Annotated in this window: 21 protein-coding genes; 9 read left to right on the top strand and 12 right to left on the bottom strand. The window is 66.5% G+C overall.

The window, feature by feature from the left end; genetic code table 11:
• Positions 1-3: 3 nt before the first annotated feature.
• The 5 genes from brxC to FHP06_RS08140 are packed head-to-tail and all read left to right on the top strand — an operon-like array spanning position 4 to position 14,555.
• Positions 4-3,468: a BREX system P-loop protein BrxC gene (gene brxC / locus FHP06_RS08160; protein ID WP_147685627.1), complete on the top strand. Its 3,465-nt coding sequence runs from the start codon at positions 4-6 to the stop codon at positions 3,466-3,468.
• On the top strand, positions 3,468-6,911 hold the full coding sequence (gene pglX / locus FHP06_RS08155) for a BREX-1 system adenine-specific DNA-methyltransferase PglX (RefSeq protein ID WP_147685625.1): 3,444 nt from the start codon (positions 3,468-3,470) through the stop codon (positions 6,909-6,911). The genes brxC and pglX overlap by 1 nt, the downstream gene beginning before the upstream one ends.
• A complete protein-coding gene (gene pglZ / locus FHP06_RS08150) occupies positions 6,908-9,406 on the top strand; it encodes a BREX-1 system phosphatase PglZ type A (protein WP_147685623.1) in 2,499 nt (832 codons plus the stop codon). The genes pglX and pglZ overlap by 4 nt, the downstream gene beginning before the upstream one ends.
• Before the next feature lie 11 nt (positions 9,407-9,417).
• Complete coding sequence (brxL, locus tag FHP06_RS08145) at positions 9,418-11,571, top strand: BREX system Lon protease-like protein BrxL (RefSeq protein WP_147685621.1); 2,154 nt, start codon at positions 9,418-9,420, stop codon at positions 11,569-11,571.
• Entirely contained in the window at positions 11,568-14,555 is a 2,988-nt protein-coding gene (locus FHP06_RS08140; protein ID WP_147685619.1) for a TrlF family AAA-like ATPase, read from the top strand. The genes brxL and FHP06_RS08140 overlap by 4 nt, the downstream gene beginning before the upstream one ends.
• A gap of 150 nt (positions 14,556-14,705) precedes the next feature.
• On the opposite strand, the gene FHP06_RS08135 is transcribed toward FHP06_RS08140, so the two are convergent.
• The 8 genes from FHP06_RS08135 to FHP06_RS08100 all read right to left on the bottom strand — a co-directional run bounded on the left by FHP06_RS08135 (position 14,706) and on the right by FHP06_RS08100 (position 21,924).
• Complete coding sequence (locus FHP06_RS08135; protein WP_147685617.1) at positions 14,706-15,392, bottom strand: DUF4386 domain-containing protein; 687 nt, start codon at positions 15,390-15,392, stop codon at positions 14,706-14,708.
• A gap of 4 nt (positions 15,393-15,396) precedes the next feature.
• Positions 15,397-16,170, bottom strand: a complete 774-nt coding sequence (locus FHP06_RS08130) for a GNAT family N-acetyltransferase (RefSeq protein ID WP_147685615.1) — start codon at positions 16,168-16,170, stop codon at positions 15,397-15,399.
• Positions 16,167-16,811 (bottom strand): DUF2306 domain-containing protein, encoded by a 645-nt coding sequence (locus tag FHP06_RS08125; protein WP_147685613.1) that lies wholly within the window; start codon positions 16,809-16,811, stop codon positions 16,167-16,169. The genes FHP06_RS08130 and FHP06_RS08125 overlap by 4 nt, the downstream gene beginning before the upstream one ends.
• Positions 16,808-17,191 (bottom strand): hypothetical protein, encoded by a 384-nt coding sequence (locus FHP06_RS08120; protein WP_147685611.1) that lies wholly within the window; start codon positions 17,189-17,191, stop codon positions 16,808-16,810. The genes FHP06_RS08125 and FHP06_RS08120 overlap by 4 nt, the downstream gene beginning before the upstream one ends.
• Positions 17,188-17,850 (bottom strand): hypothetical protein, encoded by a 663-nt coding sequence (locus FHP06_RS08115; RefSeq protein ID WP_147685609.1) that lies wholly within the window; start codon positions 17,848-17,850, stop codon positions 17,188-17,190. The genes FHP06_RS08120 and FHP06_RS08115 overlap by 4 nt, the downstream gene beginning before the upstream one ends.
• 107 nt (positions 17,851-17,957) lie before the next feature.
• Complete coding sequence (locus tag FHP06_RS08110) at positions 17,958-20,621, bottom strand: LuxR C-terminal-related transcriptional regulator (RefSeq protein WP_147685607.1); 2,664 nt, start codon at positions 20,619-20,621, stop codon at positions 17,958-17,960.
• Between the two features lie 156 nt (positions 20,622-20,777).
• Positions 20,778-20,993 carry a hypothetical protein gene (locus FHP06_RS08105; RefSeq protein WP_147685605.1) on the bottom strand — a complete coding sequence of 72 codons (216 nt, stop codon included), beginning with the start codon at positions 20,991-20,993 and terminating at the stop codon, positions 20,778-20,780.
• A gap of 22 nt (positions 20,994-21,015) precedes the next feature.
• Complete coding sequence (locus tag FHP06_RS08100; protein WP_147685604.1) at positions 21,016-21,924, bottom strand: NAD(P)/FAD-dependent oxidoreductase; 909 nt, start codon at positions 21,922-21,924, stop codon at positions 21,016-21,018.
• Positions 21,925-22,001: 77 nt separating this feature from the next.
• On the opposite strand from FHP06_RS08100, the gene FHP06_RS08095 reads away from it, so the two are divergent.
• The 3 genes from FHP06_RS08095 to FHP06_RS08085 are packed head-to-tail and all read left to right on the top strand — an operon-like array spanning position 22,002 to position 23,555.
• Positions 22,002-22,592: a helix-turn-helix domain-containing protein gene (locus FHP06_RS08095; protein ID WP_147685602.1), complete on the top strand. Its 591-nt coding sequence runs from the start codon at positions 22,002-22,004 to the stop codon at positions 22,590-22,592.
• A 41-nt stretch (positions 22,593-22,633) separates the two neighbouring features.
• Positions 22,634-23,194, top strand: a complete 561-nt coding sequence (locus FHP06_RS08090) for a TetR/AcrR family transcriptional regulator (RefSeq protein WP_187271848.1) — start codon at positions 22,634-22,636, stop codon at positions 23,192-23,194.
• Between the two features lies 1 nt (position 23,195).
• On the top strand, positions 23,196-23,555 hold the full coding sequence (locus FHP06_RS08085) for an MmcQ/YjbR family DNA-binding protein (RefSeq protein ID WP_147685599.1): 360 nt from the start codon (positions 23,196-23,198) through the stop codon (positions 23,553-23,555).
• A gap of 3 nt (positions 23,556-23,558) precedes the next feature.
• Here FHP06_RS08085 and FHP06_RS08080 read toward each other — a convergent pair whose 3' ends face one another.
• From FHP06_RS08080 to FHP06_RS08070, 3 genes are all read right to left on the bottom strand, one after another.
• Entirely contained in the window at positions 23,559-24,005 is a 447-nt protein-coding gene (locus tag FHP06_RS08080; protein WP_147685597.1) for a hypothetical protein, read from the bottom strand.
• A 64-nt stretch (positions 24,006-24,069) separates the two neighbouring features.
• Positions 24,070-24,756, bottom strand: coding sequence for a DUF4386 domain-containing protein (locus FHP06_RS08075; protein ID WP_147685595.1), 687 nt, complete (start codon positions 24,754-24,756; stop codon positions 24,070-24,072).
• Between the two features lie 13 nt (positions 24,757-24,769).
• Positions 24,770-25,153: a YciI family protein gene (locus tag FHP06_RS08070; RefSeq protein WP_147685593.1), complete on the bottom strand. Its 384-nt coding sequence runs from the start codon at positions 25,151-25,153 to the stop codon at positions 24,770-24,772.
• A gap of 132 nt (positions 25,154-25,285) precedes the next feature.
• Between FHP06_RS08070 and FHP06_RS08065 the strand changes: the two genes are divergently transcribed.
• The gene (locus FHP06_RS08065; RefSeq protein ID WP_147685591.1) at positions 25,286-26,440 is read left to right on the top strand and encodes an HNH endonuclease; all 1,155 of its coding nucleotides are present in this window, start codon (positions 25,286-25,288) and stop codon (positions 26,438-26,440) included.
• On the opposite strand, the gene FHP06_RS08060 is transcribed toward FHP06_RS08065, so the two are convergent.
• Entirely contained in the window at positions 26,437-26,757 is a 321-nt protein-coding gene (locus FHP06_RS08060) for a hypothetical protein (protein WP_147685589.1), read from the bottom strand. The genes FHP06_RS08065 and FHP06_RS08060 overlap by 4 nt on opposite strands.
• Positions 26,758-26,761 lie beyond the last annotated feature (4 nt).

The raw sequence follows: 26,761 nt of genomic DNA, 5'->3' as shown, positions 1-26,761 counted from the left end.
CCGATGCAGCTGAACGAAATCTTCGCCAAGGACGTCCAGCGCCCAATCGAGGGCGTCATCAAGGCGGACGACGTCGCACACCTGGGCACCGAGGTTGAGGAGTATGTCCTCACCAACGAGGCCGCCAAGGGCCTCGAGCTTCTTCTCGAGGCCTACACGAACTACACCAACGCCAACGGTGTCTGGATCTCGGGCTTCTTCGGCTCCGGTAAGTCGCACCTGCTCAAGATGCTCGCGCATCTCCTCGGGGACGTCGAGGGTCAGGAGTTCGACCGTGCACAGGTCTCCGAGAGCTTCCGGTCCAAGGCGACGGGTGCATTCCTGCCCGCCCTACTGACCAAGGCTGAGCGCATGCCAGCCAAGAGCCTTCTGTTCAACATCGACCAGAAGGCAACGCTCATCACCAAGGATCAGACCGACGCCTTGCTCAAGGTCTTCGTGAAGGTCTTCGACGAGAGCCGGGGCTACTACGGCAACCAGGGCCATGTCGCGCGCTTTGAGCGGGACCTCGATGCGAGGGGTCAGTACGATGCGTTCAAGGAGGCGTTCGAGCGCATCGCCGGTATCCCGTGGTCGCAGGGTCGGGAGCAGAGTGCCCTCGAGGGCGCGAACATCGACGCCGCGTTCGCTGAGGTCAACGGTGAGGCGACCACCGGCATCATCAAGCAGTACCAGGCGTCATACGCCGTCTCGATCGAGGACTTCGCGGACGAGGTCAAGGCATGGCTCGACAAGCAGCCCGACGGCTACCGCCTCAACTTCTACGTCGATGAGGTCGGCCAGTTCATCGGCTCCAACACGCACCTGATGCTCAACCTCCAGACCATTGCCGAGAGCCTCAACACCAAGTGCGGCGGGCGCGCCTGGGTGATGGTCACCTCGCAGGAAGATATGGACAAGGTCGTCGGCGACCGCACTCGGCAGCAAGGGAACGACTTCTCCAAGATCCAGGCACGCTTCAAGACCCGCGTGAAGCTCACCAGCGCAGACGTCGAGGAAGTCATCCGCAAGCGCCTGCTGGAGAAGAACGGCACCGGCGAGACTGCCCTCCAGGCGATCTACGCCGTCGAGTCGGCCAACTTCAAGACGCTATTCGACTTCGTCGATGGTGCGAAGACCTACCGCAACTACACCGACGAGGCACACTTCGTCGGCACCTACCCGTTCGTCAGCTACCAGTTCCCGCTGTTCCAGGCGGCTATCGAGGGCATCTCAGACCACAACGTGTTCGAGGGTCGCAACAGCTCGGTCGGCGAGCGGTCGATGCTCGGTGTCGTCCAGCAGGTTGCCAAGGACATCGGTGATGTCGAGGTCGGCACGTTGGCCACCTTCGACCACATGTTCGCCGGCATCCGAGCCTCTCTGAAGTCTGCTGCGCAACGGTCCATCGACGTTGCGGAGCGCAACCTGGACAACCAGCTGGCCATCCGGCTCCTCAAGGCGCTCTTCCTCGTGAAGTACGTCGACAGCTTCCAGGCCACCCCGCGCAACCTGACTGTGCTCGTCTACGACCGGTTCGGCCTCGACTTGCCCGCGCTCGCCGAGGACGTCAAGGAGGCGCTTGCCGAGCTGGAGCGGCAGACCTATATCCAGCGCAACGGGAACGCCTACGAGTACCTGACCAACGAAGAGCAAGTCATCGAGGAGGAGATCAAGAACGTCGACATCGACGCCTCTGAGGTCAGCGCCCAGCTCTTCAAGATCCTGTCCGGCGACGTGATCAAGACGAACAGGATCCGATACGCCAAGAACGGCCAGGACTTCTCGTTCGGCTTCAAGCTCGATGACCAGGTCCACGGCCCGCAGAAGGAACTCTCGGTCCACTTCATCACCCCGGAATACCCGTACGAGCCGGAGCAGATCCGGATGCATAGCGCGGGCAAGGACGAACTCCGGGTCATCCTCGACCCGGACGAGCGCCTGCTCTCGGACCTTCGACTGCTGCTGAAGACCGACAAGTACACCAAGCGCAAGCGGACAACATCGCTATCAGCGATCGAGGAGCAGATCCTTCAGTCGAAGGCCACTCTGAACCGCGAGCGCGAGAAGGAAATTGTGCAGCGGATCCGGAGCGCGGTGGGCAAGGCCTCCCTCGTCATCAACGCCGCCGATGTTCCCGCGTCCTCACAGGATGCAGTCGGCCGCGTGACCGAAGGGTTCCAGGAACTCATCAGTCGCACCTACACGCAGCTCAAGCTGCTGGGTGGCGTCACCTACAGCGAGCAGCAGGTCGCGGATGCCGCAAATCCGGACAGCGGCCTGTTCGACGCCGACGCGCTGCTCAAGATCAGTCAGCCCGCCGAGGAGGTCTTGTCGACGATCCTCCGCAAGGACGCTCAGGGCGAGCAGGTGACGATGAAGACCATCGTCGACACCTTCCAGGCGAAGCCCTACGGCTGGGATCTCGGGTCGATCGAGGTCATCGTGGCTTCACTGATCGGTGCCTCGAAGATCACCGTGACAGTCGATGGCAACGTCCTGAAGCGCAGCGAGGTCGCAAACGCGCTGCGCAACACCCAGAAGCACGGCCACGAGATCCTCGCGCCGCAGAAGAGCTTCGATGAGCGCAAGGTCGCTAGCTTCCGCAAGTTCTGCACCGACTTCTTCGACGAGGGCAACGCGCCGAAGGATCCGCTAGAGCTTGCTCGCCACGGGGCAGACAAGCTGACGGGCAAGCTCGACGAGCTGAAGGCGACGATCAGTGGTTCGAAGTACGCATTCGTCGAGCAGCTCAGCGGCCCCATCAGCCTCCTCGAGGAGGTCGTGGGCAAGCCCGACGATTGGTACCTCAGTAGCTTCAACCTCGGTGACGACCTGCTGGAAGCCAAGGAGAACCTGATCGACCCCATCCAGTCGTTCCTGAACGGAGCGCAGAGGTCGATCTACGACGAGGCGGCGACGCTCCTTTCGACGCACAGCAGCAACCTCAGCTACCTGCCGCAGGGCAGTGACGAGCCCATCAAGACCGCTCTCGCCGACCCCAATGCATTCCGCGGCAACAAGATGGCCCAGCTCAAGCAGGCAACCGATCACCTTCGCAGCCAGATTGACGGCATCGTTGCCACGAACCGAGCGACGGTGACGGCAGCCATCGAGGGCCGCAAGACCGAGTTGCTCGGCGGCACCTACTACGCCAAGGCCACGCCAGAGGCGCAGCAGAGGGTGACGCAACGCATCGACCAGACGCTTTCCCGCGTCGCCCACGAGAGCCAGGTGGCCCTCCTCCTCCAGATCGGCTCGAACTTCGAGGCGAGTGACTACCCGTCGTTGCTCGACCTGCTCGCTGCTTCCCCCGCGCAGCCCGACCCGGAGCCGGCGCCCAAGAAGCAGACAGTGTCCGTGAAGACGATCGCGGTTCCGGGTGCTTCCGGCGTTCTCGAGTCTGACGAGGACGTCGACAGGTACATCGCCGCGCTGCGAAGCGCGCTCATCCAGACCCTCAACGACGGAAAGCGAATCACCCTCTGATGGAAACCGCACCACTGAAGAACTTCGCGACCTGGGCTCGCAAGGAGCTCATCCGCGAGGTCACCGCGCGCATCGCTGCGGTGCTGGCGCCCGGATCGTCGGAGCGAGTGGAGCTGGCGAAGGCGGTTGCCGCCTTGGAGAAGGCAGTTTCGGTCGCGGGCGGCGGAGACAAGGGCCGAGCTGCGGTCGCCGACAAAGTCGCCTACACCTGGTTCAACCGGATCATCGCGCTGCGCTTCATGGATGCCAACGGCTACACCGGTATCGGTGTTGTCTCGCCCCAGGCCGGCGTGGAGGTCGGCCAGCCGGAGATCCTCGCCGAGGCCAAGCGTGGGGTGATGGACAACGAGGTCGTCGGCATCGCGACGCGCAAGACCGTCGCCGCATTGCTGGACGGGACCCGCGCGAGTGGTGATCCGCAAGGCGAGGCGTACGCGCTGCTGCTCGAGGCATACTGCAACTACTGGCACAAGGCCATGCCGTTCATGTTCGAGCGTGAGGGCGACTTCACCGAACTTCTTATTCCGGCCAATCTGCTCGCCGACGACTCGGTCCTCAACCGTTCGGTCAAGGTGCTGACCGACGACGTGTGCACGGACGTCGAGGTCATCGGCTGGCTCTACCAGTTCTATATCGAGGATAGGAAGGAGGAGATCTTTGGGGGCTTCAAGAAGAAGCGTCGAGCTGGGGCAGGCGAAATCCCTGCGGCAACTCAGCTTTTCACCCCCGATTGGATCGTCCGCTACCTTGTCGAGAACTCACTGGGGCGTCTCTGGATGCTCAACCGGCCCGCGTCGCAGCTGGCGAAGCAGATGGCCTTCTACATCCCCCCGGACGGGGAGCCAGACTTCCTTAAGCTCGCGGGGCCAGAGGAGCTCAAGGTCATCGACCCGGCATGCGGCTCCGGACATATGCTCACGTATGCTTTCGACCTGCTTTACGCGATTTACGAGGAGGAGGGCTACGGCCCGTCCGGCATCCCGGGATTGATCCTCGCGCACAACCTATACGGCACAGAGATCGACCCCCGCGCAGGAGCGCTCGCGGCCTTCGCGCTGACGATGAAGGCTCGCGCCAAACAGCGCACGTTCTTCAACAAGCAGATCGAGCCGAAGATATGCGTGATCGAGCCGATTCGGTTTGGCCCAGACGAACTGAACTTCCTTGTTTCTCGCGGTGGTGATCGCGACGAGGAAATCGCGTTCTGGAGTCAGTTCGAGCACGCAGACCTGATGGGCGCGCTGATCGAGCCGGCCCCAGAGTTGACCGTTGAGCTCACGCGCCGCCTCGAGTCTGTTGATGACGCCGGCGACATACTCAACGCGGACACAATCGAGCGGGCTAGGCGAGTGCTACATCAAGCGGGCTTTCTCGCTCGCACGTACGCCGTCGTGGTTGCCAACCCGCCCTATATGGGAGCTGGCAACATGTCAGGCGAACTGTCTGATCTGCTGAAGAATGCCTACCCAAGAGAGAAGCAGGACCTGTACGCGTGCTTCGTCTCGCGCGCCGCCCGTTTTGCTCAAGGTTCAGGCGTTGTGGCAATGATCGTCGGGGATACCTGGATGACGATCAAGTCGTTCGAAAGCTTCCGTGAGGACCTGCTTAGGCAGCGAACGCTTCACTCGTTCGTTCACCTCCGCGACGTCTCTAACCACCCCGACATCTTCGGCGCGAACACGGCCTTCGCTTTCACGAACATGCCGTCGGTGGGACACCACGACTGCATCTTCGTACGCTTGGAGCCGTTGAGTGAGGCCGCCAAACGGAACCGCCTTCTCGAGGCAATCCGCACTGAAGATTGCGAGTGGGCCTACCGCCTCGACGTCGACCTCACGGCCATCCCAGGAGCCCCCATCGCCTACTGGGCCGATCCCCAGTTGGTGGAGCTGTATGGCGGGCCGCTGATCGGCGACAAGTTCGAGATCAAGGCAGGGGTCGGGACGCGTAATGACGACCTGTTTATGCGTTTCCATTGGGAAGTTTCGAGTGATCGCGTGGGTCGGGAAAGGCGATGGGTCCATACCGACAAGGCTGGCGAGTTTCGTAAGTGGTACGCCGGGTGTATCTACGTGATGGATTGGGAGAACGACGGCTATCGCATTAAGAACTATCGGAATCCTGATGGTTCGTTGAAGTCACGTCCGCAAAACGTGCAGTACATGTTCCGCGAGGGCGTGACCTGGGGAAAGGTCGGTACTGGAGCCACCAGTTTCAGGTGGCGTCCGGCAGGGCACGGCTTCAATGATGCGGCGCCGGCCATCTTCGGCTCGGGATCGTTTGACCTGCTTGCGCAGCTGAACTCAGATGTTGGTCGACAGCTCGTCGAGGTGAAGGGCTCGACCCTGAACGTTCAAACGGGGATGGTCGCGGAGTTGCCGATTGTCGAGGTCGACAGTGACGTGGCTTCCAACCTTCGGGCACTCTCGACACGGGCGGTTGCGCTGTCGAAGGCCGATTGGGACACACAGGAAACGTCTCCAGACTTCGTTGGCTCAGAGTTGGTGGCCCACCGGGCCGCAGGCAGGTCGTTGGAAGCTGCTTTCGAACAGATGGTTCGAGCTCGGCGAGACTGCGTGAGTGAAATGAAGTCAATCGAGGCGACGGTTAACGATGTGATGCGTCGTGCCGTTGGCCTCGTGGGCGCAACCTCCGCTACCGGCAAGGCTCCAAGTTCGCTGCTCGCCGATCCGGCGTTCCGATTCAGCAGGCGAGCGGAGGGTGATCTCCATTCGTTGGAACGTCGGGACGCCGTGATTGACCTTGTGTCGTACGCGGTTGGCTGCATGTTCGGTCGTTTCGCGCTCGATCAGCCGGGCCTGATTCTGGCCGATCAGGGTGCGACGCTGCGGGATTACCTCGAAAGGATTGCGTCGCCGAGCTTCACGCCGGACGCGGACAACGTCATCCCGATCGTCGACGGGGACTGGTTCGAGGACGACATTGTCGAGCGTTTCCGACACTTCCTCCGCGTGGCGTTCGGCGACGAGCACTTCGAGGAGAATCTTCGCTTCGTCAACGACGCTCTTGGTGTCAGGAACTTGCGAGACTACTTCACGAGGTCGTTCTTCGACGACCACTGGAAGCGCTACAAGAAGCGCCCGATCTACTGGCTCTTCTCCAGCCCGAGGGGCTCGTTCAACGCCCTCATCTACATGCACCGGTACACGCCATCGACCGTCTCGACGGTGCTGAACGAGTACCTTCGCGAGTTCCAGGCCAAGCTCAAGGCGAGCCTCGACCACGCCGAGCGTTCGAACAATGCGAAGGAAGCCGATCGGCTCCGCAAGATCCTGCTGGAGCTGGACGAGTACGAGCACGACGTGCTCTACCCCCTGGCGTCGCAGAACATCGCCATCGACCTCGACGACGGTGTGAAGGTCAACTACCCGAAGTTCGGCAGTGCCCTCAAGAAGATCGTGGGCTTGGAGGCGACTGTATGAGCGAAGCCTCCGCTATCCGTCCGCACCTGGAGCGTCGATTCGCGGACCAACGAGTCGTGTTCTGGCACGACCCTCTTGGTCAGTACGCCGCCGACCTCGACGGCCTCGACTTGCCGGGGGTCACGATCCTGCGTGTCGCCAATGACGAGTACGGCATCAAGCATCGGTTGCTGCACCAACAGCCTGACGACAAGTTCCTTGTTTACCGCACCGGTCAGCCACGCGCGGGCACAAGCAACTGGCTACTCGATCTCGAGCTTGCCTACGGCGTGTTCACCGCCGACCGAAGTTCGCTGGTGTCGCAGGACCTCGGCCTGAGCGCGGACGGCATCGAGGATGTTGTCCAGGCTCACGAGAAGTTCTTCAACGCGAGCAAGCGCGTCCAGAGCCTCAAGGCACTGCTGACGGCTGACGATGACGCAGCCCGGCTTCTAGCCAAGATGTCTGCCGTTGTGATCGGCCAGAAGGAGCACAGTCTTCTTGAGATCACTCGAACGCTGCTGATCGAGAACGCCAAGGGTGTGCGCACCAAGTACGACGCGCTTCTCGACTACGGCCTGGACGACTTTTACTGGCGGGGCGTCGCCTCGATCTATGGCTACGAGGCGACCTCGCCGAGCATTGACGACTTCATTCTCTGGATCTTCCGCAAGGCCATCGATGGCTTTAGGTCCGACCGCCCCGGCGGACTCCAGAACATCCAGCTGGACTTTGCGAGCTTCCGCAACGACCGGCGCAGCCAGCAGGCACTCGCGACCCTGGCGAGGCGCGCGTCCGCCGACCTCGACTACAAGGCAAGTATCGAGGAAGCCGGATTCCGCGAGCTGGTAGCCGTCGACCTGTTCGAGGAAACCGATCGCAAGATCATCGCGGACCTCGCGCGCGCAGTAACGGAACAGACGGTCACCGCCCGTGAGGTAGCCGAAGTGGTCCGTGCCCGCCAGAGCAGCGTGTGGATCGACGGCTATCGCCAGCTCTACACGGCCATCGCAGCAGCCGCAGACCTGATGTCGGAGCTGAGCACGATCGACTTCACGTTCTCGACGTTCGACGAGGCGTTGGAGCGATACCGCAGCGAGTGGTTCCGAATCGACCAGCTCTACCGCCAGTTCACCTACGCCCGCCGAACCTTCGAGGGACCCCACCCACTTGACCCGCTGCGGGAGCAGGTCGAGAAGCGCTACACCAACAAGTTCGTCTACGAGCTGGGCAATGCGTGGCAGAAGCAGGTCGATGAAGCCGAGTCGTGGCGCTCGGCCACAGTCAGGTCGCAGAGATCGTTCTACGGCGACTACGTCGAGCAGCTGGTCCGCGAGGACAAGAAGGCGGTCGTCATCGTGTCCGACGCGCTCCGCTATGAGGTCGCGGAGGAGTTGGGCTCGCGGATCCGGCAGGAGGACCGATTCGACGCAGAACTCGAGGCCGTTCTGGGGGTCCTGCCCAGCTACACCCAGTTGGGGATGGCGGCCCTCTTGCCGCACCGGACGCTCAAGCACTCACCGGACGGCAAGACTGTCCTTGCTGACGACCAGCCGACCAACGGGACCGCATTCCGCAAGAAGATCCTGGAGACGGTCGGCGGGACGGCGATCCAGGCCGAGGACTTCAAGGCGCTGAGCCCGGAGGAACGGCGTGAGCTCTTCAGGAACAACCGCGTCTTGTACGTGTACCACGACGTCATCGACGCCACCGGTGACAAGCAGGGCACCGAGCGTCGAGTGTTTGAGGCGGCTGAGCAGGCCCTCGGCGAGCTGGTCGACCTGGTGAAGAAGGCGGCGAACGCCAACGCCACCAACATCTTCGTCACCGCCGACCACGGCTTCCTGTTCCAAGACGAAGAACTGCCCCAACAGTTCTTCCTCTCTGAGGCGCCCCACGGAGACAAGATCCTGGTCAAGAACAAGCGCTACGTGCTTGGTCACGGACTCAAGGTCGACTTCGCGTTCACCACGTTCAGTGGAGTCCAGCTCGAACTCGACAGCGACATCGAAGTGCAGATCCCCAAGTCGATCCACCGGCTCCGCCTGCCCGGCGGGGGTACACGCTTCGTGCACGGGGGAGCGACCTTGCAGGAGGTCGTCGTGCCGGTGCTCGCGATCAACAAGAAGCGCAAGAGCGACACCCGGTTGGTCAACGTCAAGGTGCTGCCCGACACCGACAAGATCACCACCGGTCAGCTTGTTGTGAAGTTGTTCCAGTCCGAGCCGGTGAGCGACAAGGTTCAGGCGCGCGTGCTGCGAGCTGGCCTCTACGTCGGGGAGACCCTGATCTCCAACGACCCTCAGCCGGAGCTGACTTTTGACTCCGCTTCGGGCGAGCAGCGCGACCGGTACCAGAGCATCCAGCTTCTGCTGAACAAGGATGCCAATGACTACAACAACCGCGCCGTCGAGTTCCGGCTCGAAGAGCGCATCCCCAACACGAACCAGTGGCGCGTCTACGAGAAGGCGATCTACACCCTCAAGCGCTCCTTCACCTCGGACTTCGACTTCTAGGGCGACCTGACATGACAGAAGACACCGATCTCCATGTGATCGACGACGACTTCCCCGACGACCTGGCGGCGAAGGAGGCCGACGACCAGACGCCCGAACAGTCCGACCTCGACAAGAAGATCAACCGGCACTTCGCCGGCGTCGTGGTTCGCAAGGATCTGGTGAAGGCCGTCAAGGGCAACGCCATCGTCCCGTCGTACGTCCTGGAGTACCTCCTCGGTCAGTACGCCGCGTCCGACGACGAGGCCACGATCCAGGCCGGCATCGGCTCAGTGCGCCAGATCCTGGCCGACCACTACGTCCACCGGAACCAGTCCGAGCTCGTGAAGTCGACCATCCGCGAACGCGGTCGCTACAAGATCATCGACAAGGTCACGGTCACCCTCAACGACAAGGAAGACCGATACGAGGCCGAGTTCTCCAACCTCGGGATCAAGGGCGTCATCGTCGAGGCGGCCACCGTCAACGCCCACCCCAAGCTGCTCGTCGGCGGCGTCTGGTGCATCTGCGACATCGACTACTTCCACTTCGACGACGCTCGCGTCGTTCCGTGGCAACTCGGTTCCCTCAAGCCGATCCAGCTCTCGAACTTTGACTTCGACAGCTACACCTCTGCCAGGCGGGAGTTCACCACCGATGAGTGGATCGACCTGCTGATTCAGTCCATCGGATTCAACCCCGAGCTGTTCGGCCGGCGCGCCAAGCTCATCCAGCTCGTGCGGCTGATCCCCTTCGTCGAGCGCAACTACAACCTGGTCGAGCTCGGCCCCAAGGGAACCGGCAAGTCGCACATCTTCTCGGAGTTCTCTCCGCACGGAATGCTGATCTCCGGCGGAGAGGTCACCGTCCCCAAGCTCTTCGTCAACAACTCCAACGGCCGCATCGGCCTCGTCGGCTACTGGGATGTCGTGGCCTTCGACGAGTTCGCGGGCAAGAAGAAGCGCACGGACAAGGCGCTCGTCGACATCATGAAGAACTACATGGCGAACAAGTCGTTCTCGCGCGGTGTGGAGACCTTGGGCGCCGAGGCATCGATGGTCTTCGTGGGCAACACCTCTCACAACGTGCCACACATGCTCAAGCACTCGGACCTGTTCGATGAGCTGCCCGAGAGCTACCACGACTCGGCGTACCTCGACCGCCTGCACTTCTACATCCCGGGCTGGGAAGTCGACACCATCCGCGGCGAGATGTTCTCGGACGGGTATGGGTTCGTCGTCGACTACATCGCCGAAGTGCTCAAGTCGATGCGGAACGCCGACTACTCCGACCGCTACCAGGAGCACTTCACGCTCGGCTCCGACATCTCCACGCGTGACCGCGATGGCATCCACAAGACGTTCTCGGGCCTGATGAAGATCATCTACCCACACGGTGGGGCCACGAAGGACGAGATCGAGGAGATCCTCCGGTTTGCCGTCGAGGGGCGCAAGCGGGTTAAGGACCAGATCCTGCGCATCGACACCACGATGGCCGACGTGAGGTTCGGTTACCTCGACAAGGGCGGCGAGTGGCACGCAGTCACGACCTTGGAGGAAGACGAGTACCCCGCCTACTACCACCAGAGCCGTCCCGACCATGGCGAGGGTGACACGACGGGCGCCAGTGCACCTGAAGGGGGAGAGGAAGCGGTTTCGGCGCCCGGCGAGGAAGCCTCCAGCCCCGAGCCACTCTTCGAGGGCCATCGCGAGTTCCAGGAGAACCAGCGCGGCGTCTCCTACGAAACGCTCCTGTTGCCGTATCTCGCAGGGGCCTCTGAGATCACGATCGTCGATCCGTACATCCGGCAGTTCCACCAAGCTCGCAACCTCATGGAGCTGATCGAGGCGCTGGCCCTCGTGAAGGACCCGGCGGATGAGCTGAAGGTCTTCCTCGTGACGAGCGAGAACACTGACGGTCCGGAGAAGCTGCAGAAGCAGATGGAGTTCCTGCTTCGTGTGAAGCAGGCAGCTGCGGTAGCGGGGATCACGCTCGACGTGAAGTTCGATGGCACGATCCACGACCGCTCGATCGTGGCCGACTCCGGCTGGCGCATCAATCTCGGGCGGGGGCTCGACATCTTTCAGTACGTCCCGAACGACGCGTTCGACCTCGCGGTGAAGCTCCAGCAGTACCGCCAGGTCAAGGCCTTCGGCGTGACCTACGTCCGGGAGAGCGAAGGATGACTAGCACAGCTGGGGAGGCCCAAGCTGACCCTCGCGGGTCTGTCTGGCGGCGTTGGGATCCGCATATCCACACGCCTGGCACTGCCATGAACAATCAGTTCGGCGAGGACGCGTGGGACGAGTACTTGACCCAGCTCGAAAGTGCCGACCCGCCGATCGAGGCGCTCGGCATTACCGACTATTGCAGCGTCGATGAGTATGCGAAAGTGCTCGACTTCCAGATCGCAGGCAGGCTCCCCGACGTCGGTCTGATCTTCCCGAACATCGAGCTGCGGCTGCCGACCGCGACGAAGAGCGACCATCCGGTCAACATTCACCTGTTGGTTTCTCCCGAAGATCCCAACCACGTCGAGGAGATCAGGCGGTTTCTCCGGACCCTGAAGTTCTCGGTGGGCCGCGAATCCTACGTGTGCGATCGGAACGACCTGATTCGCTTGGGCAAGGCGTACGATCCGACGATCACGGACGAGACGGCCGCACTCGCGACTGGCACGAACTTGTTCAAGGTCACCATCGAAAACTTGAAGCATTCGCTTGAAGAGAGCGCGTGGGCCCAGGCGAACATCATCGTCGGAGTCGCTGCGGGGAGCACAGACGGCACCTCCGGGGTGCGTGACGCGGGCGGCTCGCTCGAAGCTGTCAGGGTGGAGATCGAACGTCTGGCGCGTGTGATCTTCGCGGGCTCACCCGCCCAGCGCAGTTTCTGGACGGGCGAAGGTGTCCTTGAGCCGGCGGAACTCGTCAGACGCTACGACGGGCTTAAGGCCTGCATTCACGGCAGTGACGCGCACAGGCTCGATGATGTCGGCCGGCCGGATATGAACCGCTACACCTGGATCAAGGGTGACGCCACGTTCGAGTCGCTTCGGCAAGCCTGTCTAGAGCCCAAGGAGCGGGTGCTCGTCGCCGAGCAGCCGCCCCGCGGAGCTCTCGACTATCGCGTCATTGAGCGTGTCACCGTACGCGGCGCGGACTGGGTTGCAACGCCCGACCTTCCACTTGCACCGGGACTTGTCGCAATCATCGGCGCACGTGGTTCAGGCAAGACCGCCCTTGCCGATTTGATCGCCGCCGGCGGCGGTGCGGCGAGCACGGATGCGTCGGACCAGACATTCCTGCAACGGGCAAGGCATCACCTCGCTGGAAGCAGTGTCGCGCTCGCATGGGCTGATGGTGGGGCCTCTGAAGCGGATCTCCCGCCCAGCTTCGCGTTGGACGACACGCCACGCGTCCAGTACCTATCCCAGCAGTTCGTGGAACGGCTTTGCTCGTCCGAGGGAATCACGGACGAACTGTTGACTGAGATCGAGCGTGTCATCTTCGAGGCTCACCCATACGAGGATCGGCTTGGAGCCTCCAATTTCCGTGAGCTGCTCGACTTGCGAGCCAGTCATGGACGCGACCTCCGCCGGTTCGCCCAAAGTGAGATGGACGATCTCGCCATCCAGATCGAGGCCGAGCGAGTCACTGGGGAGAGCCTTCCCGACTTGAAGAATGAGCAGACGAGGCTCACGGGTCTACTTGCCGAGGACAAGAAGGCACGTGGTGGCTTGGTAGTCCGCGGGGGCGAGGACAGAGCTAAGCGGCTCGAGACGCTGAACGGTGCACTCGTTCTCAAGCAGGGCGAGGTCGATGCCCTCAAGCGGCGCGAGAAGGCGCTTGGCGATCTCCTGGACGCCGTTACGGACATTTCGGATCGCCGGCTCCCCGCGATCCAGTCGGAGTTGGAGCGCGAGTACGCGAGTGCAGCGTTGACCGCTACCGAGTGGCAGGCATTTCGGCTCAAGTACGCGGGAGACCCGCGGGAACTCGTTGAAGGGCGGCTTGAAGCTGTTCGCGCGGACATCGGACGCCTTGTCGGTCAGGCGCTTCCCAAGCCGACACAGCCAGCGCATGAGCTGCCGCCCTATGTGCCAGACGACGCAGACCTTACGCAGGTGACTTTGGCGGCGCTCCGCGCGGAGGCGTGGCGGCTGGGCGAGCTGATCGGGCTCGATGCGAATCGACAGCGCCAATTGCAGGCCCTCAACGACAAGATTGCGAAGACCGAGGCGGCACTGGCTTCGGTGAATGCCAACATCGCGAGGGCAGAGGGTGCGTCTGATCGCATGAAGGCCCTGAGACTCAAGCGAAAGCAGGCGTACGCCTCGCTCTTTGACGGCTTTGCTTCTGAGCAGGAGCAGCTCGAGGCGATGTATGCGCCGCTCAAGGACGCACTCGGCGCCGAGGTGGGCACGCTCGGGAAGCTGACCTTCAGCGTGCGGCGTGTTGTAGACGTCGAAAGCTGGGCCAAGCAAGGCGAGGCTCTTCTCGACCTTCGCACGGGTGTGTTCCGTGGTCACGGCGAGTTGCTCAGTCAGGCGCGCACCAAGCTGCTTCCCGCCTGGGAAAGGGTCGCGAGCGCCGAGGTCGCCGAGGCTATGGCAGCGTTCCGCGAAGAGCACGACCCGCACTTCGTCGAGCAGGCGAAGGTTTCGCGCCTTGAGAAGCACGACTACGCGCGGTGGGCAGCTGAGGTTGCGGCCTGGCTGAACGACACAAGCCATATCTCGGTCAAGTACGGCGTGCAGTACGACGACGTAGAGATCGAACAGCTCTCGCCGGGAACGCGGGGCATCGTCCTGCTCTTGCTCTACTTGGCGGTTGACCAGTCCGATGACCGACCTCTGATTATTGATCAGCCTGAGGAGAACCTCGACCCCAAGTCGATCTTCGACGAGCTGGTCGGACGATTCGTCGAGACCCGGCGCAGGCGGCAGATCATCATCGTGACGCACAACGCGAACCTGGTCGTCAATACCGATGCCGACCAAGTGATTGTGGCGAACGCCGGCCCCCATCGGCCGGGCCAGTTGCCGGAGATGACCTACACGAGCGGTGGCTTGGAAAACCCGGAAATCCGGCAGGAGGTTTGCGAAATATTGGAGGGCGGCCAGTATGCGTTCGAAGAGCGAGCGCGTCGGCTGCGAATTCGCTTGAGCTGAGTGATGCAGTATCTGCTCGAGGTTTGACAGGTAATCGGGTTTCAGGTCTGGGTTCGAGCTAGTCCGAGTTCGCGCCGCCCTCGGTACATCGCCCAAGCCTCCGCACCGTCAAGTAGCGCCTGGCCGCCGCCCGAGCGGCGGCCGTCGCGGTCAGGCCTCGTCGAGGACCGGGGAGGGGCGGAAGCCCTTGAGGGTGAGCCAGAGGCCGAGGCCGAGCTCCCAGGCGGCGATGGGGAGGGCGAGCAGGAACGCCGTCACGGTCAGCTCGTCCATGACGTCGAACGAGACCGCCAGCATCTTGCCGACGAGCAGCGGGATGCCGATGAAGCCGAGGATCGGGAGGATCTTCGGGACGAGGTGGGCGCGGTAGAGCATCGTCGCGAGGAACGAGGCGTTGATCGCGGCCATCAGGTTGGGGCCGAACTGGAAGGTCCACTCGCGGACGTCGACGAGGGCGGCAGAGACCGCCATCAGGCCGGCAGGGGCGTCGGCGCTGCCGCCGAGGTCCTGGCGGAGCGTGACGATCGTCAGGATGCTCACAACGCCGAGGATGATGATCCCGGCCTCGACCAGGCGTGAGGCGACGAAGCCGAGGGCGCCGGTCCTGCTCACCCGTCGGGTCACGGGATACAGCGCGAGTGCGGTGGCGACGCCAGCCAGGGCGGTGACCAGCTCGAACAGGCCGCCCAGGACGACCTGGTTGTCGGAGCCGGCGCCGAGCACGTAGTCGGCGTGGTCGGTCACCGGCTCCAGCAGCGCGAGGGCTGGAATGGACGCGAGGAACGTGACGAGGTAGGCGATGCCGCCCAGGAGGGCGACGCGTCGTGTGGTGCTCATGTGATTACTCCTTGGTGTGGTGGGTGAACTCGTGGGACAACAGGGCGTAGTCGACGGTGTCCAGCCACGCGCCGGAGCGGTGGAGGGACTCGGCGACGGCGTGGTGCTCGCGGCGCATCCCGAGGCGCTCCATCAGGCGGCAGGACGCCTCGTTCGCGAGGAAGGCGTTGGCGGTGACGCGGCGGACGCCGAGGTCGTCGAAGCAGACGCGCAGCAGCGCGCGCATCGCCTCGGTGGCGTAGCCGTGGCCGTGGAACGCCGGGTCGAGGACGCTCCCGAGCTCGGCCTGCGTGCCGCGCGCCTGGTCGCGCACCTCGGCCTGGGCCCAGGCGTCGTCGACGCGGAGCATGAAGTCGCCGATGATCGTGCCGTCGAGCTCGACGATCACCGTCGTCGCCAGGCGGCCGGGGTCGGTGAAGGTGGCGCGGTAGGCGTCGAGGTCGGTGGGGATCTCGGTCAGCCACGCGCCCACCTCGGGCAGGCGGCGGTACTGCCAGATGGCGTCGGCGTCGTCCGGGCGGGCGGCGCGGAGGGTGAGGCGCTTGGTGCGGACCGGGTGCGGGAGCGTCGGCGCGACGTCCTCGACGACGTTCAGCGAGCAGAGCTCGGCGCCGATGTCGCGCAGGCCGCCGAGGATGCCGTGCAGGTGGGCCTGGTCGCGGACGGGTCCGGTGAGTGTCGACGTGCCGTCGGCGGAGCGGGTGACGCGGAGGTCGCCGAGCCAGGCGGCCCAGTGGTCGTCGAGGTGTCCGCGGATGCCGAACGTGTAGGTGGTCATGCGCGCACCAGCTCCCGGGCGGGGGAGGGCGAGCGGCGGATGGCCCACTCGGCGACGGCCAGGTTGATGACCCAGGCGATGCCCTTCGCGAGGTCGCCGGCGACCTCGCCGGTGCCGAAGAACGCCTCCCCGAAGCCCTCGGTGAAGACCTGTGTGCCGGCGCCGAGGCCGAGCGCGTAGGCGCGGATCATCCAGGCGCGGTGGGCGGCGACGTCGCGACGACGGATCGCCGTGAACCCCAGCACGATGAACGCGATCGTCGCGGGCGCGACGACGATGCGGAACGCGAACAGCAGCAGGCCGGTGCCGGGCTGGGCCGCGTAGAACAGGGTCAACCAGATGGCCGAGCCGGCGACGAGCAGCCCGGTGACCGCGAGGACGCGGCCGGCCCGACGGTGCCAGGTCCAGTGCCGGCGGCGGAACGCCGGGACCAGCTGGAGGATGCCGACCAGCGCGAAGACCGCGGCGCCGACGATGTGCAGCACGAGGGCGACGGGGAAGCCGGCGGTGAACCGGTCGTCGTGAGGCAGGACGTCCGGGCCGCCGAACACCTGGAGCAGCCGGAGCGCGCCGGCGGTGAGCGGCACCACGCTCAGCACGAGCAGCGCAACGCCCGTCCGCCAGCCGGAGCGGGAGCTCATCGCGACACCTCCGCCGTGCTCATCTGCCGCCAGACGTACCGCCACGGGACGACGGCGATGATCACGACGACGAGCGAGCAATTGACCGCGATCTCGGCGGCCTGCCCGTCGAGATCCCCGTCGATCGCGAGGGGGAGCGCGACCAGGGCGAGCCAGATCAGCTTCCAGAGCGTCTCGAGCACCAGCACCGGGAGCAGCGCGACCGGGCGGAGCGCGCCGAGCAGCGCCAGCACCGACATCGCGGTGAGCAGGCTGAGCGTGACGCCCTCGTAGACGGGCAGGTCGGCGGCGTCGGCCAGGTCGGGCCACTTCACCAGCGCGAGGCCGAGCCCCATGAAGAGGTAGCCGCCGCGCAGGAAGGCCAGCCGGGTGCGGGTCATGCCGCCACCGCCACGGTCTCGACCGCGGCGTCGCGACGCGCGGTGTACCACAGCGACCAGCCGAGCGCCACCATCGCGATGCCGTTCGGGAAGGCCAGCAGCCGGTAGAACGCGTCGGGCATCACGGCGAGCGCCACGGTCACGACGCCGCCGACGGCCAGCAGCACGGTCGCCCAGCGAGCGAGGACGCCGGCGCGGAACAGCGCGATGCCGAACACGAGGCCGCCGGCCAGGTAGCTGGCGTCCTGCACCTTGAGCACGACGCCGAGCGCGCCGAGGTCGCCGTCGGGGGTCTTGCCGGTGGTGGCGGCGATGACGTCGCTGACGAACGACGGGTCGGCGCCGGCGACGTGCGGGAGGACGAACGCGGCCATGTAGCAGGTGCCGGCGATCACGAGGTAGCCGACGGAGAGCAGCAGGTAGCCGACCAGGCCGAGCACGCCGTTGCGGCGCACCTGGCTGACGTACATGCCGGTGATGCCGGCGAGCCCGAAGGCGGCCATCAGGATCTTCAGGCCGTTGCGCAGCTGCACCTCGGTGGTCGTGATCGACGTCGTGTCCAGGTGCGGGTGGTTGAGCTGGACGCCGATGAACAGCAGCCCGGCGAGCACGGCGCTGACGCCGGCGGCGCGGGTGAGGCGGTCGGTGGTGATGGTCATCGTGACTCCTGGTCCTCGGGCCGGGCGGGGTGTCCGGCCACGTCGAGGACGCTAGGAATCGACGTGGTGACCTGACATCACCAGACGATGTGATTCCAGGTGGTGATTCAGAGAAGGCCCAGGTCAGCGGCCCGGGAGACGGCGGCGCGACGGGTGTTCACGTCGAGCTTCGTGAAGATGTGCTTGGTGTGCGTGCGGAGCGTGTTGACCGAGATGAACAGCCGGTCGGAGATGTCCGGGCCGGTCAGGTCGGTGGCCAGCAGGCGAAGCACCTCGAGCTCACGCTCGCTGAGGTCGTGGTCCTCGCTCGACGTCGAGGGGATCGGGCCGTCGGCGAGGGCGAGGAGCTGGGCCGCCTCGGGGCTGTCGATCGCGCGCAGGAGGTCGAGCACCGGCTCGTCGTGGTCGAGGAAGATCCGCGCGTAGCCGACGGGGACGCCCATCGCGATCGCGGCGGACAGGTCGTCGAGGGCCGCGCTGGTGGAGCCGGCCGACGCGTGGGCGAGTGCGCGGATGGTGCGGGCCTCGATGACGCTGCCGTCGCGTCCGGCGGAGGTGGCGGCGTCGACGATGCGGTCGAGCAGTCCCAGAGCGGCCGGGTCGTGCTGGGCGACGAGGAGCAGGGCGAGGGTGAGGTGCGCGTGCTCCAGCGAGTAGGCGACGTCGTCGGTGGCGCTCACCCCGCTCGACGCCGCCCAGTGCTCGGCGTCGTCGAGACGGCCGAGCGCTACGGCGATCCGCGCCTTGGTGGCTGCGAGCGGGTGCACGTCGGGGAAGAAGCCGGGCTGGAAGCAGGCCTCGGCCTCGTCCAGCAACGCGAGCGCGCCCTCGAGGTCGCCCCGCGCGCGCAGGACGCCGGACTTCGCGGTGAACCAGCGGTGCCGGTTCTCCGGCAGCGACGCCTCGTCGCCGAGCCGGGATGCGGCGTCGAGGTGCTCGTCGGCGCCGGCGAGGTCGCCGGCCTCGCGGAGGATCTTGGCCAGCCCGACGTGCAGGTCGCCGGAGGTGGACAGGACGGCTCCGCCCGCGGCGGCGAGCGCCTGCTCGTAGAGGCGGCGAGCCTCGTCGGGGCGGCCGCGGCCGAGCCACATGTTCGCGAGCACCACGCTCGAGCCCAGGGCGTCCGCGTGGTTGCCGGCGGCGCGGAGGCTGGCGACGGCGCCGCTGAACGTGTCGACCGCGCGGGCGAGGTCGCCCTCGGCCCAGGCGGCGAGGCCGAGGAAGCCGGCCGCGGCGCCGCGGGAGAAGTGGTCGTCCGGGCCGGCCAGGTCGAGCGCGCGCTGGGCGTGCGCGGTGGTGCCGTCGACGTCGCCGCGCCCCTGCGCGACCGACGCCCGGTAGGCCTCGATCATCGCCGGCAGCTCGCGCAGCTCCTGGTCACGGGCGGCGACGGCGGCGGCGAGCGCCGGGACGTGCAGGTCGTCGGCGACCGCCGGCGCGGGGTCGAGCGCCTGCTCGGCGACGTCGAGCCACGCCTCGACGCCGTCCAGGTCGCCCTCGGCGAGCCGCGTCCAGCCCATCGCGGTGGCCAGCAGCGGGCGCCGGCGGACCGTGTCCTCGGGGAGGTCGCGGACCCACTGCCGGATGGTGTCGTCGCGGCGTTGTTTGCGCAGGTCAGGGAAGGCGAGCGCGACGAGGTCGGCGGTGCGTTCGGGGTCGTCGCCGGCGAAGGCGTGACGGACGGCGTCGTCGAGGTAGCCGTGCTCGGCGAACCACCGGCTGGCTGCGCGATGGATCGCCGCGACGCGGTCCGGGTCCTGCGCCTGCAGCCGCGCGCGGAGGGCGTCGGCGAACAGGTGGTGGTAGCGGTACCAGGTGCGGTCGTCGTCGAGCGGGACGACGAAGACGTTGCCGCGGTCGAGCGCGGCAAGCACGTCGCGCGCGTCGGAGCGGCCGGTGATGGCGTCGGCGAGTGACGCGTCCATCTCGCGCAGCACCGACGTGGTGAGCAGGAAGTCGCTGACGTCGTCGGGCTGGCCGGCGAGCACCTCCTCGACGAGGTAGTCGAGGACGAAGCGGTGGCTGCCGGCGAACGCGTCGACGAACGCGGCGGTGTCGTCGCGGCCGCGCATCGACAGGGCGGCCAGCTGCAGGCCGGCGGCCCAGCCCTCGGTGCGCTCGTCGAGGGTGCCGATCGCGTCGGGCCCGAGGCCGAGGCCCATGACGTCGTTGAGGAGGGTGCCCGCCTCGTCGGGGGTGAAGCGGAGGTCGGCGGCGCGGAGTTCGACGAGTCCGCCAGTGCTGCGCAGGCGGGCGAGGGGGAGTGGCGGGTCGGAGCGGGTGGTGAGGACGACGCAGACGTGCGGCGGGAGGTGGTCGAGCAGGAAGCCGAGCGCCTCGTGGACGGGAGCGGCGTCGATGACGTGGTAGTCGTCGAGCACGAGGACGGTCGGCGCGGCGAGGGTGTCGAGGTCGTTGACCAGGCTGGTCATCACGGCGGGTACGGGGACGCTGCTCGCGCCGTCCACCAGGGTCTGCGCCTCCTGGCCGAGGTCGGGGTTCGTGGTGCGGAGCGCCGCGATCACGTGGTCGAGCAGCTGGCGGACGTCGTCGTCCGTCGTGTCGAGCGAGACCCACGCGATGCGTCGGGCGTCGTTCGCCGCGAGCCACTGGGTGACGACCGTGGTCTTGCCGAAGCCCGCCGGGGCGGAGACGAGCACCAGCCGCGTCGAGCCGAGATCGGCGTCCGCGAGGCGCTCCTGCAGCCGGGGCCGGGGGACCAGGTCCGCCCGCGGCTCCGGGACGTGCAGCTTGGTGGCCAGCACGGGCATTGATCGAGCATAGAGACGCGCGGGGCGGCCGGGTGGCGGTTTCGAGGTGATCTCGATACGCCTGCTCGCAGAGCTCGCAGGCACTCGATCACCGAGGTGTCCCGGTGGTCGAGCGCGCCCGCGCGCGCCAGCGAGCTGGGCGTGTATCGAGACCACCTACCGACGGATGCGGGCCCGAAGCCGGTGGAGGCGGGGCATCAGGCCGTAGATGACGATCGGCACGGCGACGGTGGCGAGCACGAACGTGCGGAGCACGGTGCCCTGGCCGGCGAGGTGCGGGGTGAGGGTCAGGTTGAGCACGGTGAGCGTCGGGAAGACGGCGACCCAGATCATCAGGGCGAGCTCGTGCTTGCTGGGCGGGGTGGGGGACATGGGTTCTCTCTTTCAGGTGGGGTCAGGCGCGGTACTCGCGGACGGCGATGCGCACGTCGTCGTCGACGAGGTCGGCGTTGAGGGCGATGGCGGCCGCCGACCCCTCGCCGGCGGCCGTGATGACCTGGGCGCGGGAGTTGCGGACGTTGCCGGCGGTCCAGACGGTCTGGACGCTGGTGCGGCCGGTCGGGTCGGTGACGACCCAGCCGGCGTCGTCGAGCTCGCAGCCGAGGTCGACGAGGACGTGGTTGTTCGGGACGAAGCGGGGCGGGACGAACAGGGCGTCGCGCTCGACGGCGCGGCCGTCGGCCATCGTGATCCGCAGGCCGTCGTCGACCGAGGCGACGTCGCCCTCGACGATCCCGATGGCGCGGGCGGTCAGGCGCTCGCGGTCGTCGGCGGTGAGGGTGCCGTGGGCGGCGAAGAGGACGACGTCGTGCGACCACTGGCGGACGATCTGCGCGTAGTGCGCGGCACCCGGCGTCCAGCCGAGGACGCCGAGTCGCTGGTCGCGGACCTCGTGACCGTGGCAGTAGGGGCAGTGCAGGACGTCGCGGCCCCAGCGCTCGCGCAGGCCCGGGACGTCGGGCAGCTCGTCGCGCAGGCCGGTGGCGACCAGCAGGCGGCGGGCGGTGACGGAGCGGCCGTCGTCCAGCTGCACCTCGACGTGGTCGTCGCGCTGGATGGTCTTGGTGACGTGGGCGCGGACGATCTCGGCGCCGTAGCCCTCGATCTCGGTGCGGCCAGCGGCGAGCAGCTCGCTGGGCGGCATGCCGTCGCGGGAGAGGAAGCCCTGCATGTGCGCCGCGGGGGCGTTGCGGGGCTCGCCGCCGTCGACGACGAGCACCGAGCGCCGAGCCCGGGCGAGGACGAGTGCGCCGGAGAGGCCGGCGGCTCCTCCGCCGATCACGATGACGTCGTAGTGGTTCATGGACCCAGCGTCCCGCGCCGTTCCTCTCTGCTCAATCTATGTTGCCGATACTGGGAATCGTGCGTCACGATGGAGGCATGAGTGACATCGCCCGTGCCCTCGACGAGGTGGGTCAGCGGCTGCAGCGCGTGCGCAAGCAGCGGGGCCTGACCCTCACCGGCGTCTCCGCCGCGACTGGGATCTCGAAGAGCACCTTGTCGCGCCTGGAGACCGGGCAGCGGAAGCCCAGCCTCGAGCTGCTGCTGCCGCTGGCGCAGGTCTACCGCGTGCCGCTCGACGACCTCGTCGGTGCACCCGAGGTCGGCGACCCGCGGATCCGGCCCAAGCCGCGCAGGGTGAAGGGCCGCACCGTGCTGCCGCTGACCGGCGCCGGCGGCGTGCAGGCGTGGAAGATCCTGATCCCGCGGACGCAGTCGACGCCCGCCCGCCGCGCGCACGACGGGTTCGAGTGGCTCTACGTCCTGTCCGGCCGGATGCGCCTCGTCCTCGGCGACCAGGACCTGGTGCTCGGCCCGGGTGAGGCCGCCGAGTTCGACACCCAGGTCCCGCACTGGTTCGGCAGCACCGGCGACGAGCCGGCGGAGGTGCTCAGCATCTTCGGCCGCCCAGGGGAGCGGATGCTCGTGCGAGCGGCGGCGGGCGAGGCCGCGGCTCCGGACCCGCACTGAGCGGGACCACCAAGTAGAACAATTGGTCTACACTAATGGGCATGGTGACGAAGGCTGCCGGACCCCGCGACCGGCTGCTCGACGCCGCACAGGACCTCTTTTACGCGCAGGGCCCCGGCGTCGGCGTCGACGCGATCCTCAAGCACGCGGACGTCGCCCGTCGGTCGCTGTACGTGCACTTCGGCGACAAGGACGGCCTGGTGACGGCCGTGCTCCAGCGCGCCGTGGAGGAGGACATCGCGTGGTACGAGGCGGCGCTGGCTAAGGCCACGGACCCGCGCGACCGGCTGCTCGGCGTCTTCGACCAGCTCGACGACCTCGTATCCACCAAGACCTTCCGCGGTTGCCGCTACTTCGCCACCGACCTCGCCTTCTCCGAGCCCGACCACCCGGCGCACGCCGAGACAACGGCGTTCCGCCGCCGGCTGCAAGAGATCCTCGTCCGCGAGCTCGAGGGGCTCGGCCATCCCGACCCGCCGCGCGCGGCCGAGCAGCTGCACCTGCTCATCGAGGGCACCTTGGTCAGGGGAGCGACCGGCGACGCCCGGCACCCCGGCCGGGAAGCGCGCGAATTGGCCGCCGTCGTGCTCGATCAGGCCTGACATGGCGGTCCTCGACGACGTCCGGTACCTGGGCTCGGAGCTCGAGCGCTCGTATGAGGTCTACGTCCGGGGCCGGCTGAAGTTCCGGGTCAAGCAGATCGTCTACGTCGCGTTCTCGCTCGACGAGCAGACGATGGGCTTCGGGTTCCCCAAGGAGGAGCGGGAGGCGCTGGTCGGGGGAGAGCCGCACAAGTTCTCGATGCCGTCGGAGTCCGACATGCGGTTCCACTGGGTCCACGCGAACCTCGCGGCGCTTGATCCGGTCGAGGCTCGTGAGTTCGTCGTCGACGCGTGGCGGCTGTGCGTTCCGCAGAAGCTCCAGCGTGCCTACGACCTCACGCATCCGGACGGTCCGGGCTGACAGTCAGCCCAGGATGTGCTGGTGGTCCATGAGGATGCGGCCGTCCTCGTCGAGCACGAACACGTCGTAGCCGCGACCGACGACGGACCCGTCGGCGAGCGCCACCATGTCCCAACCCAGACCGACCATGCCCGGAGCGAGCGGGACGGCGTCACCGTCGGTCGCCTGGAACGTGTGCTCGCCCGGCTCGATGAACATCTCGTACGCGCGGGTGACGCGGCTGTCCATCTCGGCGTGACCGCGGACCTCGAGGCGGGGCAGTGGGAAGGCCAGCTCGGCGACGGCGTCGCGCATCGCCTCAGGCGGGTCGACGAGGACCTGGGTACCGGTCGTCGCCCACAGGTCGGCGACCTGTGCCGTCCGGGCATCCGGGTCGGACTCCGTCCAGAGCTCGAACCAGCGGGCGGTGAAGTCCGCCAGGGTCTGCGGGTCGGTTGCTGATGCGTTCATGATCGTCATCTCCAAAGTAGACCAGTCGTTCTACTTAAACCATAGTAGAACGACTGGTCTACCGTCAATGATCAGGATTCGTTGAGAGCCGGGGAGGGCGGAACCCCTTGACGGTCAGCCAGAGGCCGAGGCCGAGCTCCCACGCCGCGATGGGGAGGGCGAGCAGGACGGCCGCGGTGCTGAGCTCGTCGAAGGCGCCGAAGGCCACGGCGAGGGTCTTCCCGACGAGGAAGGGAGCGCCGACGAAGCCGACGAGCGGGAGGATCCGCGGGACGAGACCGGCTCGGTAGAGCGCGATGCCGAGGAAGCCGGCGTTGATCGCGGGGAAGAGGCCGGGGCCGAGGAGGAAGGTCCACTCGCGGACGTCGATCAGGGCCTGGGCGACGGTGACGAGGCCGGCCGGCGCGTCGTCGCCGAGGTCCTGGCGCAGCGTGACCACGGTCAGGACGCTGATGGCGCCGGCGATCAGGATGCCGGCCTCCACGACGCGCGAGGAGAGGAAGCCGAGGGCGCAGGTCCGGCTCACGCGTCGGATCACCGGGTAGAGGATGACCGCCGTTGCGACCCCGGCGAGCGCGGCGACGACCTCGAGGAGGCCGCCCAGGACGACCCGGTTGTCGGAGCCGGCGCCGAGCACGTAGTCGGGGTGGTCGGTGACCGGCTCGAGCAGAGGGAGCGCCGGGATGGCGGCGGCGAAGGTGACGAGGTAGGCGATGCCGCCCCACAAGGCGATGCGACGGGAGCTGGTCATGGTCTCAGTCACCTCAGTCGTCGGGCAGGGAGCGGCGGTCACCGACGGGGCCTTCGGCCTTCGGGAAGGCGAGGGAGTCGGCGGCGACCCACCACTCCATGACGTCGTAGGCGAGGCGGCCGGCGACGACGGAGGGGTCGGCGTCGGAGAGGCGGGCGGCCTCGGCGGGGGAGCAGGCGAAGACCGACATGCCGCGGTACGAGTCGTCGCTCTGCTCGAGGAACGGGCCGTTGGCGACGGTCAGCCCGCGGCGGCGGAGGTCGGCGCGGTAGACGAGGTGCTCGCGCTGGAGGGCGTCGAGCTCGTCGTCGGTCATGTCCGGGGCGTCGTCGGGGCGGCGGAGCACGACCACGGTGTAGACGTCGAACGCGTCGGGGACGTCCGGGTTGTCGGGCATGCCGGGATCATGACAGGTGTGGATCGCTCGCGGCGGATGTCGGAGGGTCGTGCTAGGCCGGGCCGTGAAAATTCTCTGGAATATCAGTGGAAAACGGTGGTGATCGAACATCTGTTCTGATAGGTTGAGAGCATGTTCGGGGGAACGACCACCACCATCGCGGCGATGCGCGACGCAGCGCGGGCGATGACGTCGGTGGCGGTCTCCACGGCCGACGAGGTCCGGGCGCTGGCGGCCGCGCGCGACGCGATCGAGGCGGCGATGTGCGAGCGGCTGGCCGAGATGGACCAGACCAAGGCGCACGAGGACGAGGGTGCGTCGTCGATCCGGACCTGGGGTCGCCGTGAGCTGCACCAGGACGCCGGTCGCACGGCGGCGATGGTGCGCGCCGCGTCGACGTTCCGGGATCTGCCGGCGGTGGCTGTGGCGGCTCGGGCGAGCCAGATCAGCTTCGAGCACGTCCAGGCGTTCACGTTCGCGCTCAAGCACGTCGGTCGCGCCGAGACCATCGCGTTGGCCGAGCCGTTGCTCGAGGTCGCGAAGACTGTCACGCCCGGTGAGCTGTTCGCGAAGGTCCGTCAGGCCAAGGCCGTGATCCACGGCGAGGACCTGGACAAGGCCTGGCTGCGTGGCATGGCCAAGCGCGACCTCAAGATCATCCGCTGCGGCGACGGCTGGCACGTGACGGGTTTCCTGGACATCGAGACCGGCGCCAAGCTCAAGACGATCCTGACCAACCTGTCCGTCCCGCGCGACGCCGGCGACGAGCGCAGCCCGGCCGAGCGCCGGATGGATGCCCTCGACGACGTCTGCACCAGCGTCCTGGAGAACGGTCTGCCGGCCGACAACGGCATCAAGCCGCACGTCTTCGTCACCGTCGAGGCCGACACGTTGCAGGCCATGGCCGACCAGTCCGCGGCCCGCGCCTTGGATCTCGATCTGAAGCCGGCGCACCTCGAAGGGTTCGGCCCGATCGGACCCCAGCTCCTCGACCACCTCCTCTGCGGGGCCGAGATCACCCCGATCCTCATCAGGACCATCGGCCGCAACACCGAGGTTCTCGACGTCGGCCGCACCGAGCGCTACGCCACCATGCGACAAGCCAAAGCCATCAGACACCGACAACACGGCCAATGCGCATCACCGGGCTGTCACCACCCCATCGCCCACCTCCACCACGAACGATGGTGGTCACGAGGCGGCCCCACCGACCTCGACAACCTCATCGGCCTCTGCCGGAAATGCCACACCCTCGTCCACACCGGACAGCTCCAGCTCACGGGTTAGGTCGGATGCTGGCCGGCGTCCGTCGCTGTACCTCGATGAACCATCTCGAACGTCCGCTGTTCCAGCACGCGCACGGCGGCCCGCAGGTCGACGACGTCAGTCTTCACGTCGTCGATCTTGGCGGTCAGGCTCGACTCAAGTCGATCGACCCTGTCGGTCATGTGGGACTCGACTCCATCGACCCTGTCGGTCATGCGGGACTCGATTCCGGTGATCTGCACCGTCAGGTCCTGCTTGATGGCATGCAGGTAGGCGGCGATGCCGATGAACGCCGCCAGCACACTGAGCACGGTGGTGAGGATCTGCAGATCAATCACGCCT

Origin of the sequence: Aeromicrobium terrae (assembly GCF_008039565.1) — a bacterium.
GTDB classification, from domain to species: Bacteria; Actinomycetota; Actinomycetes; order Propionibacteriales; family Nocardioidaceae; genus Aeromicrobium; species Aeromicrobium terrae.
This window is presented reverse-complemented; position numbering and strand designations above follow the sequence as displayed.

Bases quoted from the DNA above. Each gene is read 5' to 3' on its own strand.
- brxC (WP_147685627.1), top strand. From the start codon at position 4: ATGCAGCTGAACGAAATCTTCGCCAAGGACGTCCAGCGCCCAATCGAG.
- pglX (WP_147685625.1), top strand. From the start codon at position 3,468: ATGGAAACCGCACCACTGAAGAACTTCGCGACCTGGGCTCGCAAGGAG.
- pglZ (WP_147685623.1), top strand. From the start codon at position 6,908: ATGAGCGAAGCCTCCGCTATCCGTCCGCACCTGGAGCGTCGATTCGCG.
- brxL (WP_147685621.1), top strand. From the start codon at position 9,418: ATGACAGAAGACACCGATCTCCATGTGATCGACGACGACTTCCCCGAC.
- FHP06_RS08140 (WP_147685619.1), top strand. From the start codon at position 11,568: ATGACTAGCACAGCTGGGGAGGCCCAAGCTGACCCTCGCGGGTCTGTC.
- FHP06_RS08135 (WP_147685617.1), bottom strand. From the start codon at position 15,392: ATGAGCACCACACGACGCGTCGCCCTCCTGGGCGGCATCGCCTACCTC.
- FHP06_RS08130 (WP_147685615.1), bottom strand. From the start codon at position 16,170: ATGACCACCTACACGTTCGGCATCCGCGGACACCTCGACGACCACTGG.
- FHP06_RS08125 (WP_147685613.1), bottom strand. From the start codon at position 16,811: ATGAGCTCCCGCTCCGGCTGGCGGACGGGCGTTGCGCTGCTCGTGCTG.
- FHP06_RS08120 (WP_147685611.1), bottom strand. From the start codon at position 17,191: ATGACCCGCACCCGGCTGGCCTTCCTGCGCGGCGGCTACCTCTTCATG.
- FHP06_RS08115 (WP_147685609.1), bottom strand. From the start codon at position 17,850: ATGACCATCACCACCGACCGCCTCACCCGCGCCGCCGGCGTCAGCGCC.
- FHP06_RS08110 (WP_147685607.1), bottom strand. From the start codon at position 20,621: ATGCCCGTGCTGGCCACCAAGCTGCACGTCCCGGAGCCGCGGGCGGAC.
- FHP06_RS08105 (WP_147685605.1), bottom strand. From the start codon at position 20,993: ATGTCCCCCACCCCGCCCAGCAAGCACGAGCTCGCCCTGATGATCTGG.
- FHP06_RS08100 (WP_147685604.1), bottom strand. From the start codon at position 21,924: ATGAACCACTACGACGTCATCGTGATCGGCGGAGGAGCCGCCGGCCTC.
- FHP06_RS08095 (WP_147685602.1), top strand. From the start codon at position 22,002: ATGAGTGACATCGCCCGTGCCCTCGACGAGGTGGGTCAGCGGCTGCAG.
- FHP06_RS08090 (WP_187271848.1), top strand. From the start codon at position 22,634: ATGGTGACGAAGGCTGCCGGACCCCGCGACCGGCTGCTCGACGCCGCA.
- FHP06_RS08085 (WP_147685599.1), top strand. From the start codon at position 23,196: ATGGCGGTCCTCGACGACGTCCGGTACCTGGGCTCGGAGCTCGAGCGC.
- FHP06_RS08080 (WP_147685597.1), bottom strand. From the start codon at position 24,005: ATGAACGCATCAGCAACCGACCCGCAGACCCTGGCGGACTTCACCGCC.
- FHP06_RS08075 (WP_147685595.1), bottom strand. From the start codon at position 24,756: ATGACCAGCTCCCGTCGCATCGCCTTGTGGGGCGGCATCGCCTACCTC.
- FHP06_RS08070 (WP_147685593.1), bottom strand. From the start codon at position 25,153: ATGCCCGACAACCCGGACGTCCCCGACGCGTTCGACGTCTACACCGTG.
- FHP06_RS08065 (WP_147685591.1), top strand. From the start codon at position 25,286: ATGTTCGGGGGAACGACCACCACCATCGCGGCGATGCGCGACGCAGCG.